This is a genomic window from Nitrospinota bacterium (assembly GCA_027619975.1).
Classification (GTDB): domain Bacteria; phylum Nitrospinota; class Nitrospinia; order Nitrospinales; family VA-1; genus JADFGI01.
The window spans coordinates 1-6,314 of the sequence record JAQCGX010000063.1 but is presented as its reverse complement, the minus strand read 5'-3'; the positions used below and the strand labels follow the sequence as shown (position 1 = coordinate 6,314).

The 6,314-nt window shown below is 45.2% G+C and carries 8 protein-coding genes; 5 read left to right on the top strand and 3 right to left on the bottom strand.

Annotation, left to right across the window (positions count from 1 at the left end):
• Positions 1–118: 118 nt before the first annotated feature.
• The gene (mazG, locus tag O3C58_13950) at positions 119–901 is read right to left on the bottom strand and encodes a nucleoside triphosphate pyrophosphohydrolase (protein ID MDA0692953.1); all 783 of its coding nucleotides are present in this window, start codon (positions 899–901) and stop codon (positions 119–121) included.
• Positions 902–1,085: 184 nt separating this feature from the next.
• The gene (hemW, locus tag O3C58_13945; GenBank protein MDA0692952.1) at positions 1,086–2,225 is read right to left on the bottom strand and encodes a radical SAM family heme chaperone HemW; all 1,140 of its coding nucleotides are present in this window, start codon (positions 2,223–2,225) and stop codon (positions 1,086–1,088) included.
• 118 nt (positions 2,226–2,343) lie between these two features.
• Here hemW and era point away from each other — a divergent pair, with 118 nt between their 5' ends.
• The 3 genes from era to bfr all read left to right on the top strand — a co-directional run bounded on the left by era (position 2,344) and on the right by bfr (position 4,759).
• On the top strand, positions 2,344–3,246 hold the full coding sequence (gene era / locus O3C58_13940; protein MDA0692951.1) for a GTPase Era: 903 nt from the start codon (positions 2,344–2,346) through the stop codon (positions 3,244–3,246).
• Positions 3,239–4,003: a type I methionyl aminopeptidase gene (gene map, locus O3C58_13935; GenBank protein MDA0692950.1), complete on the top strand. Its 765-nt coding sequence runs from the start codon at positions 3,239–3,241 to the stop codon at positions 4,001–4,003. Before era ends, map begins: the two co-directional genes overlap by 8 nt.
• Positions 4,004–4,288: 285 nt before the next feature.
• Complete coding sequence (gene bfr, locus O3C58_13930; GenBank protein MDA0692949.1) at positions 4,289–4,759, top strand: bacterioferritin; 471 nt, start codon at positions 4,289–4,291, stop codon at positions 4,757–4,759.
• A 72-nt stretch (positions 4,760–4,831) separates the two neighbouring features.
• On the opposite strand, the gene O3C58_13925 is transcribed toward bfr, so the two are convergent.
• Positions 4,832–5,275 (bottom strand): transcriptional repressor, encoded by a 444-nt coding sequence (locus tag O3C58_13925; GenBank protein ID MDA0692948.1) that lies wholly within the window; start codon positions 5,273–5,275, stop codon positions 4,832–4,834.
• 243 nt (positions 5,276–5,518) lie between these two features.
• Here O3C58_13925 and O3C58_13920 point away from each other — a divergent pair, with 243 nt between their 5' ends.
• Together O3C58_13920 and O3C58_13915 are read left to right on the top strand one after the other, a co-directional pair.
• Positions 5,519–5,779: a hypothetical protein gene (locus O3C58_13920; protein ID MDA0692947.1), complete on the top strand. Its 261-nt coding sequence runs from the start codon at positions 5,519–5,521 to the stop codon at positions 5,777–5,779.
• Between the two features lie 145 nt (positions 5,780–5,924).
• Positions 5,925–6,215, top strand: coding sequence for a DUF2325 domain-containing protein (locus tag O3C58_13915; protein MDA0692946.1), 291 nt, complete (start codon positions 5,925–5,927; stop codon positions 6,213–6,215).
• Positions 6,216–6,314: the final 99 nt, after the last annotated feature.

The following is a 6,314-nucleotide window of genomic DNA, read 5'->3' as shown; positions in this document are numbered from 1 at the left end:
GGTTATACGGAAGTGCGGAATTTAATTCCGCCTTTCCAGCCTGTCCGCACGGGCTAGAAAGCCCGTGCCACTGATTTAAGTAAATTTTGCACACTATTCTATTTAGAGTGCACTTTTATTATTTCTTCTTGGCCTCCTGCCAATACCGCTCCAACTCCTCCAGCGGCGTGTCCTTCAACGCCTTGCCCGTTCTGGCCACTTCCCGTTCGATATGATGAAACCGTTTGATGAACTTGTTATTGGTTTTGCGCAAGGCTTCCTCCGCGTCTATTTTTTTATGACGGGCGATGTTGACCAGGACGAATAAAATGTCGCCCAATTCCTCGGCAGTATGTTCATCTTTGCCTGACAAAACGGCTTCCTTGAATTCGGCGATTTCCTCATCCAGCTTGTCGAACACGGCGGTGATTTTATCCCAGTCGAACCCCTGTTTGGCGGCCTTTTTCTGAAGTTTTTGGGCTCTCAGCAAACCGGGAAGGGCTTTTGGAATGCCGTCCAGAATCGATTCGCGTTTGGAATGGTTGGCCTCGGTTTTTTTGATTTCTTCCCATTGGTCCACCACCTGATCGGGCGTGTCCAGTTTTCCATCTTTGAAAACGTGCGGGTGTCGGGTCACCATTTTTGTGCTGATGGATTCGATGACATCGCCGATGTCGAATTGTTTATTCTGTTCGGAAATCTTGGCGTGGAACAAAATCTGATATAAAAGATCGCCCAGTTCTCCTTTGATTTCTTCCGGGTCGCCTTCGTCGAGCGCTTCGAGAGTTTCATAGACCTCTTCCACCAGAAAGGGTTTGAGGGTGTCATGGGTCTGCATTTTGTCCCACGGACAGCCGTTTTCACTCATCAGCGTATCGACGATAGCGGTCAGTTTTTTAAAAGCGGCGCCAGGATCGTTCATTATTTCTCCATATGATTTAGGAATATTTGTATGTGAATTTTTACCCCTCATCCCAGCCTGTCACCCTGTGGGTGCTCCCCAGAGGGGAGAAGGAGTTTCCTCCTCTCCTCCACTGGAGGAGAGGATTGAGGTGAGGAGGGATTTTATCTTCTTTCATTTTTCAGATTGAGTTTTCGAGGCATCCCTAAGCCATGAACTCAAGGATCACCGAGTCCGCGAGGAAAAGCCCCTTGGGTGACAAAGCGATCCGGTTTTTATCTATAATAATAAGATTTTTTTCCAGAAGGGGAGGCACAACATCTTTAAAGGTTTTTTCGAACGAAGTTTGAAACCGTTCTTCAAATGGGGCAATGGCCATCCCTTTTAACAGTCGCAATCCCAGCATGAGGGTTTCTCCCATCGCCTGGCGCGGTTCGAGATTTTCCGAAAATTCGACGGCGGTTCCATTGCCTTCAATCTCCCGGATGTAGCGGGAGGGCAGGTTGCAGTTTTTAAAACGAGCGCCTTTGATGAAGGAAGAGGCACCGGCCCCCAGGCCTAAGGTTTCGCCATTATTCCAGTAGATCAGGTTGTGACGGGATTCTTTTCCCGGTTTGCAGAAATTGGATATTTCGTAATGCCGATACCCCGCATCCGTTAACGTTTGGATGGTTTTTTTATAAAACTCCAGTTGGAAGTCGTCCGGCAACATGACCAGTTTCCCCTTGGAGTGCAATTTGTGAAAGGCCGTTTCCGGTTCGATGGTCAAATTGTAAGTGGACAAGTGCTGGGGATTTTTGTCGAGAGCCTGTGATATATTGTCTTCCCACAATGACATTGTCTGGCCGGGCAGGGCGAACATCAAATCCAGCGAAAAATTGTCGAAGCCCGCTTCTTTGGCGCGGTCCACAGTCAAATGGATTTCATCGACGCTGTGTATCCGGTCCAGAAGTGCAAGCTCGTGCGCATGAAACGATTGCACCCCGATACTGATTCGGTTATAACCGGCAGACCGCATGCGTTGCAGGGGTTCTAAGGCAACGGTGGCCGGATTGGCCTCAAAAGTGACCTCGCAATCGGCGGAAACGTTGAAGTGACTGCGAATTTTCTTTAAAATATCCTCCAGCAGGTGAATCGGCAGGGTAGTGGGGGTGCCGCCGCCTAAGAAAATGGTGACGATTTCCTTTTTCCCTGCAGGGCCCTGGGCATAGTGCCGCATTTCCTTCAGCAGGGCCGCCACATAGGATTCCATTTCCTCGGTGTTGATATTATGGGAATTGAAATCACAATACCCGCATTTGTGCAGGCAGTAGGGAATGTGGATGTATAAGCCTAGAGAGTTCATGGTAAAATAAAACGATAATTGGACCTAACCTTGATAAAAGACCCCACGCTGCTTAAGATCACGTCATTATACGGGAAATGTTGTCCTCAGATACACCCTGAAACCTATGGAAACGCGATTGAAAGATAAAACTCCATTTAAATCCGGATACGCCAGCCTCATTGGCAAGCCCAATGTCGGCAAATCCACCTTATTGAACCAGTTGGTAACGCAAAAAATCGCGGCGATGTCTGCCAAACCGCAAACCACCCGCAACAAGATCACCGGCGTTGTCCACCTGCCCGGCGGTCAGATCATTCTGGTGGATACGCCGGGAATCCATAAGTCCACGACCAAGCTGAACCAGGTCATGGTGAAAGCCAGCTTCAGCACCTACAGGGATGTCGATCTGATCCTGTTGCTGATCGATGCGAGCAACGGCTTCAGTTCGGAAGACGAATATGTTCTGGAATCCATGCGTGGCGTGGAGACACCGAAAATTTTGATCATCAACAAGATCGATCTGCTCCCGAAACTTGAGCTGTTGGGGTTGATGAACCGCATGCATGAAATGTCCGTCTTTAAAGAAATCGTTCCCATCTCGGCGCTTAAAAAGGACGGATTGGACTTGCTGGCCGCGTTGATTCTCAAATATCTGCCGGAAGGGCCGCAATATTTCCCAGAAAGCATGATCACCGATTGTCCCGAAGAGTTTTTAATCTCCGAGATCATTCGGGAAAAAATAATTAATCAGACTCATTTTGAGGTTCCTTACGCCGTAGCGGTGGTGGTTGAGAGTGTGCGGGAAAACGAAAAGGGAGGGTTGTTCATCGAGGCAACCATTTATGCCGAAAGGGCTTCCCAGAAAAAAATATTGATTGGCGAAAAAGGTTCCATGTTGAAAAGTGTGGGAAGTCTGGCCCGAAAAGAAATTGAGAAACGTTTTGCCGCTAAAGTGTATCTAAATCTATTCGTAAAAATTAAAACGCATTGGCGTGATGACGATCGATATATAAGGGAATTTGGGTATTTTAATGATTAATTTGAAAACAGATGCAGATATCGAGATCATGCGGGAATCCTGTCATATGGCGGCGGAGGTGCTGGTGATGATCGAGCCCTATGTCAAACCGGGAGTGACGACGGACCGACTGAACGATATCTGTCACGAATACATCGTGTCGCGTGGAGCGATTCCTTCCCCCCTGAATTACAGAGGGTTCCCGAAAAGCATCTGCTCGTCGGTCAACGAAGAAATCTGTCATGGGATTCCATCCAACCGTAAATTGAGGAACGGAGATATCGTCAATTTGGATATCACCACCTATTTTAAGGAATTTCATGGCGATACCAGCCGGACTTTTTATGTCGGGTCGCCCCGAGCAAAAACCGAAAAACTGGTGGAAACTTGCCAGGAAGCTTTGCAACGGGGCATTCAGGCGGTGAAACTCGGAGGAAGAACAGGGGACATCGGCTACGCGATCCAGGAGTTTGTCGAGCCCCTTGGATACTCGGTGGTGCGCGAGTTTTGCGGTCATGGCATCGGCAAAAATTTTCATGAGGATCCTCAGATCCTGCATTATGGAAATCCGGGGGAGGGCGTGACAATAAAAAAGGGCATGGTTTTTACCATCGAACCCATGATCAATCAAGGAGGACCCGAGTTAAGGGTGCTGTCGGATAAATGGACAGCGGTCACCCAAGATGGTTCGCTTTCCGCTCAGTTCGAGCATACGCTTTACGTCGGTGAAAACGGCGTTGAAGTTCTCACCCGCCTCGATGGAAAAACGGTCTTCTAAAAATTTTAAAAACTTCTTTCCCACTAATTGATACGGGTTATCGATAACTTTCCAGCCTGAATTTCTGGGTCCGACTTCCCATTGAATTTTAGCCTTCTCCAGAAGGCAAACTATCCTTTCAATAAAATTAATTTTAAACTATTGATATCGATTTACATTCTATAGACCAATTGTAACTCTCGAAAAAATAAGTGCTTGCAAGAGTTTTAACTATTGCTAGAATGAGTTGAAAATGAATTGTTAATCATAGTTTTTAATGATGGATTTATAGACAAGGGGGGCATTATGCAGGGAGATAAAAGTGTGATCGAAGCGCTGAATGATGTTTTGATGGCGGAACTCACGGCGATCAATATTTATTATATTCATTACAAGATGCAGATGAACTGGGGTTATGAAAAATTAGCCCATCATGCCAGGGAAGAGTCGATGGGAGAGATGAAGCATGCCGATAAAATGATCGAACGCATATTGTATCTGGATGGGGTGCCTGATATGGCGAAGTATGACACCATCCTGGTCGGCGATACCTGCGAGGAGCAGTTAAAAAATCAATACACAATAGAGGTGAAGCACGTTGAGCGATTGCAAAAGCATATTGCCCTTTGTATCCAGAAAAATGACTTTGGCAGTAAGGAAATTCTGGACGGCATTCTGGAGGATACCGAGGAAAGTTGCGACTGGCTGGAAACTCAGTTCCAGCGCATCAAGGACATAGGCATTGCAAATTACCTTACCGAACACATGCACAGTTAAGAGGGCCGCTTCAATTTTCTGATGCAGCTATAAAAGAGCCAATAAGTGAAAAAATTAGGAGGGAAGATTTTTTTAATCTTCCCTCCTGTTTTTTTGGCATGAGGAACAATATCCGTAAATTTCCATCCGATGCTGATTCAATGTAAACCCATGCGACTGACAAATTTCCAACTGGTATTTTTCAATCAACGGGTGTTCAAATTCCACAATATTCCGGCACTGAAGACAAATCAAATGATCGTGGTGGCCCTGGCGATACAGCTTTTCAAATGACTTCTGACCTCTGCCGAGGACATTTTGTCGGGCCAAACCGCACTCCACAAAAAGATTCAGGGTCCGGTACACCGTTGCGATCCCGATGGATGAATCTATTTTCTGAATCTCAAGAAATAAATCATCTGCCTCAACATGCCCTTCGCTTTCCAGAAAGACTTCAAGAATCGTCTGCCGTTGGGGAGTGAAGCGAAGGTCACTTTCCCGAAGGTAACCCCTTAAAATTTCAAATTCATTAAACATAGAGATAGGAACGTATTAAAATTAAATTGATAATCATTCTTAATAAATATAGAAAAAAATCAATGGAAAAATAAAAAAACAGTCCAGCAGGGGAGGTGGAACTGGATATTATTAAGTTAAGTATTTGTTATTATAGGTATTAAATTTATTTTACAGATATGGTGAAAAATGAGTTGACTTGAAGAAAGACTGTGATTATATTGTATTGATAATCGTTATCAATTATTGATGATCGAGGCTCTTATGAAATACCTGACAGAATCAAAAGATATAAAAGTCTGCTCGGGGCCGGGGTGCAAGGCTTGGGCTTCTGAAAAAATTGCCAGGGAGCTGGAAGGTCTGGAATCTGAAGGCTACAGGGTTTGCCGGGTGGCTTGCATGCGAAAGTGCGGTGGAGGAGCAACTATCAAAGCAGCTTTTTCAAACGAGTTGATAAAAATGCGCAACCCGGAAGAGGTATTGCAGGTTTTATTTGCGGGAAACCCATCTCCGGCTTTTTCATGAAGGATTAATACGGCTTATATTTTTTTCTTTACTTATTGATAATGATAATCAATAATAAAATATAATGTTTGGGTGTTTCCATAGATAAATAAATGAGCGGGTTCTGGTTCATCAGAGTTTTATTATCGAATGAAAGTGAGGTTTTATGAGTATTGCCATTCTTGGCGGGTTGGATCGATTGAGAAAATCTTATGAGAGCAAAGGGAAGGACCTCGGCTACAGCATCAAAGTATTCAGTCAAAGGGTTCCAAACATGGGGCAACGATTGATCGGAGTAGACGGTATAGTCATTTTTACCGGCACCGTGGGTCATCATATGGTGGAGGACGCCAGGCGTGTGGCTCGCAAATATAATATTCCTATTAGCCGTACCAAATCCAGCAGTGTGTCCGCTTTTAAAAGATGCCTTGCCGATATCCCTCTTGCCGGGAGTTGAAAAATGAGTATTGCTGCAAAAAATATATTGGGCATCTCTAAAAATTAGTTTTCACAGAAAATAGACTCGTGTGCAAAATTTACTTAAATCAGTGGCACG